Origin of the sequence: uncultured Gimesia sp. (assembly GCF_937910335.1) — a bacterium.
Lineage (GTDB): Bacteria > Planctomycetota > Planctomycetia > Planctomycetales > Planctomycetaceae > Gimesia.
Genome location: NZ_CALEMX010000467.1, coordinates 1 through 3457, shown reverse-complemented (window position 1 = coordinate 3457; position 3457 = coordinate 1). Strand labels below are relative to the sequence as shown.

The following is a 3457-nucleotide window of genomic DNA, read 5'->3' as shown; positions in this document are numbered from 1 at the left end:
ACTCAGATAGGAATTCAAGAAGACTGTAGCGATTCTCTGAGTTTTTTCATCTTCCTGTGAATGAAAGTCGATACTTGAGAGTAAGTGCCTCCCTCAATTGATGTTTTTGTATTTGGAAAAACTTCCGAATGGTGGCACCTATTAAAATTTAAAAATCATATTCGAGTCACTTTCAGGTCAAATAAGAACGAATTACGATTTCTTGTTTCTGCCCAGGATGGTCTGAGTGTTTCTCACAATGGATAGTGAAATATCACAATTTTGTTTTGTGAGGTAATGGAATGCGAAACTCAACAACATGGTCTTTGGTCATCATTGCCGGATTGGCCCCGCTTTTTTCGGCAGGTTGTTCTCATACCCAGAATATGGTGGGAAGCAACTTAAATCTGCCAGCGAAAGAATCACCACAAATGATTCTAGCTCGAACGGCTGAGAACAAAGGACAGTTTACCAGCGCTCAACAAACCTATCGGGTTATGTTGCAGCGGAATCCTAAAAATGCGGTCGTCTTGCATCGCATGGGAATTGTGAACTCCAAAATGGGGAAACATGATGCTGCGACCCATTATTTAATGGAAGCAGTTAAAATTCAGCCCGATAACGCCAAATATCTGACAGACCTGGGGTATGCCCTTTATCTTCAGAATGATCTGCCTGCTGCAGAAATCGCTTTGGATGAATCTATCAAACGCGATCCCAGTTCTAAACGCTCCTTCAATAATTTGAGTCTCGTCTTAGGCCATCAGGGTCGGATCGACGAAGCCTATCAGATTGCCCGTTCGGTAATGAGTGCTGAAGAAGCCCACGCCAATATCGGCTATATCTGCCTGCAAAGAGGCATGTTAGACGATGCTGCCAAGCATTATAACCGGGCTCTGGAAATCAATCCTGAACTGGATTCAATTAGTGAAGCCATTGTGCAGATTTCAGAATTGCAGCAAGAGCAGGGCTTACGAAATGCGCAACAGGCAGAATTGCAAATGGCACAAAACCCGGCTCCTGCTGAATCTTTTGTGACAGAACCCACTGTTGCTACCGTAGAAGCTCAGGTTACAGAAGAACCACAGTTTCAGATCATTACAGACGCGGAAGCTGATACGGAAGTGATCAATCCTGAAATGATCATCGCCAGCAAACAGCCGGTCGCTCAGATTTCTGCTGTGGAAGAACTGTCGATTCAAGGATTTGAACCTCCGCTCAACGTCAGCAATGATGATTATCTTCCCTCGGAGAGTAACGAATTCTTTGAAACCGTCGAAAGTATTCAATCTGTGACCACCGTTCGAAGTGCCGAGTAATCACAACGGTTAAAGACAGACATTAAAAACATCAGGGGCAGAAGTGTTACGACACTTCTGCCCTTTTTTCGTTGATGGATTGCCTTGCCTTGAATTGTTATGTCTTTGTAATTCGGATTATGTTGCGCCGGGAGTCGTCTTGACTGCGAAGCGTTTTTCGCCCATCGTCGGGTCATTCGGGTTGATTTTTTTAAAGAGCATTTTTCGCTTGGTATCGGACTCTTTTTTCTTTTCCCCGACCCGCTGGACAAACGTAGGAGTCAGCTCAATGTGTTTAGCGGAAAATGGAGCATAATCGAAATACAGCACGGCATTGATGGTTGACTTCCGCATATCCAAGATCAAGGTATTGGGCGTTGTTTCCGTGTTGAGATAGTAACGACCCTTCCGGCGAGGTCCCCGATTGATACTGTAGACGGTCCCATCTTTCTTAAAGATCATGTTCGGCCCTGATGTCGTTTGCCAGCGTCCCAACAGATTCTCTTCATCGGACTGTGTACACGAAGTCGACAGGCAGACCACTGCCAGCAATATCCCCGTTATCGAGTGCTTCAACTGCATTTGATTCCTCTTACCTCTAATGCCAGATCGCTAATGCCAGATCGCGGAAGCCTGGCGCAGGCCGATTTTGCATGCCGCACGCTACTCCCTCGTTTATTGTGGTCAGAGAGGTGGATGAAAGTAAAGAATAATAGTCTGCGTGATATGGAACTTTTTCGTTATTTGCACAGTATACAGGCTAAATGTGGGCTGATCTTTCTTTAAGGTGGGGATTGTAGCGTGAAAATAGGATAAAGATGGCCAATTTGTGTCTCAGATCATCCTAAAGTTGGTGGTATACGAGAGTATGTCAAAAAAACAACGTCGTGGTGATTATGTTAAAACTGGAAGAACAGGTGCTTTATTTGTGGTAATATTATGAAATTTTGGATATTGATGGTTAGGTTAATTGAAGTTAGGCGCCTTGCGCAGATTGCATTTGCCGTCTGTGCGTGTCTGGGAGTCAACAGATTTGTGCGTTGATCGAATTAAAAAAAGGGAGGGTTTTCGACCTTATTTGAGAGGTTCGGTCACGATTTTTACTGAAACTGACAGTGTGATATCCACTGATAAAACTCACTTACTGATAGACCATACTAACTGAGGAGTTGACAGGATGCTGCTAACAAACTGGCTTGGTACTCTTACATCACACATCAAAAGACGCCCCCTGTTTCGATCCCGCGACCGCCGCGACATTCGCCGTCGCTGGAACGCGGCTGTCGATAATCAGATCTCCACGACAGAAACGCTCGAAGACCGCACGCTACTGACACCTCAAATAGCCAGCTTTATCTTACCTACAGTGGTCAATGGTGCGAATTCATTCACGATCGATGTCAGTTATCAGGACGACCTGAATATCCCGATAGTTGATGGTTTCGCTAACCCGAATGCTTTGACTGTGACGGGGCCTGGTGGGGCTCTGAATGTCGTGATAGCCACTCCCATTTCTCCTTCTGGAGGCCCCTCTGTAACAACACGTTATACTGTAATCCCTCCCGGCGGTTCTTGGGATCATTCAGATAATGGTTCCTATTCAGTGACTTTGTTAGCCAATAATCTTCGAAACGCTATTAATCAGTTCAATGTCGAATCAACCTTCGGTGGTTTTAACGTAAATCTTGCTGCCCCACCGAATACAGCACCGACTATCACTGGCACTACAGCACCAAATGTCGGTGCAGGGGAAATAGGTGACACATCCTATTCCTTTACGGTGGAGTACAGTGATGATTCCGCCATTGATGTCTCAACGATTGACGTCAATGACGTGACCGTTACCGGACCCGGTGGTGCGTTAATGGTGGCCAGTGCCGTTGAAGTTTCGGGAGTAGACGGTACCCCTAAAACAGCGACGTATACCATCACGCCTCCCGGTGGTAACTGGGATATTGCAGACAACGGCGTGTATATGATCGCCCTCAATGGTTCTGAAGTAGGCGATGATGGCGGGCCTCAATTGTTTGTTGCAGCAGACCCTGGTCTAACAACGTTTACTGTAGATCTGCCGACGGTTGTGAGTCAGGGTGTGTTCATCCCCCCCAACCCTTATAATAGTAATGGCAGCCTCTAAGAATCAATTTTTCAGATTAATTAAGATTTCAGAGAGTGGTTTG

3 protein-coding genes are annotated in these 3457 nt (G+C 45.7%); 2 read left to right on the top strand and 1 reads right to left on the bottom strand.

Going from position 1 to position 3457, the window contains the following annotated elements:
• Window positions 1-281 precede the first annotated feature (281 nt).
• Window positions 282-1298, top strand: coding sequence for a tetratricopeptide repeat protein (locus Q0668_RS18580; protein ID WP_298867365.1), 1017 nt, complete (start codon window positions 282-284; stop codon window positions 1296-1298).
• A gap of 117 nt (window positions 1299-1415) precedes the next feature.
• Here the strand turns inward: Q0668_RS18580 and Q0668_RS18575 are convergent, their stop codons facing one another.
• Window positions 1416-1859 carry a hypothetical protein gene (locus tag Q0668_RS18575; protein WP_298867363.1) on the bottom strand — a complete coding sequence of 148 codons (444 nt, stop codon included), beginning with the start codon at window positions 1857-1859 and terminating at the stop codon, window positions 1416-1418.
• 595 nt (window positions 1860-2454) lie between these two features.
• Here Q0668_RS18575 and Q0668_RS18570 point away from each other — a divergent pair.
• Complete coding sequence (locus tag Q0668_RS18570) at window positions 2455-3414, top strand: hypothetical protein (RefSeq protein ID WP_298867361.1); 960 nt, start codon at window positions 2455-2457, stop codon at window positions 3412-3414.
• Window positions 3415-3457: the final 43 nt, after the last annotated feature.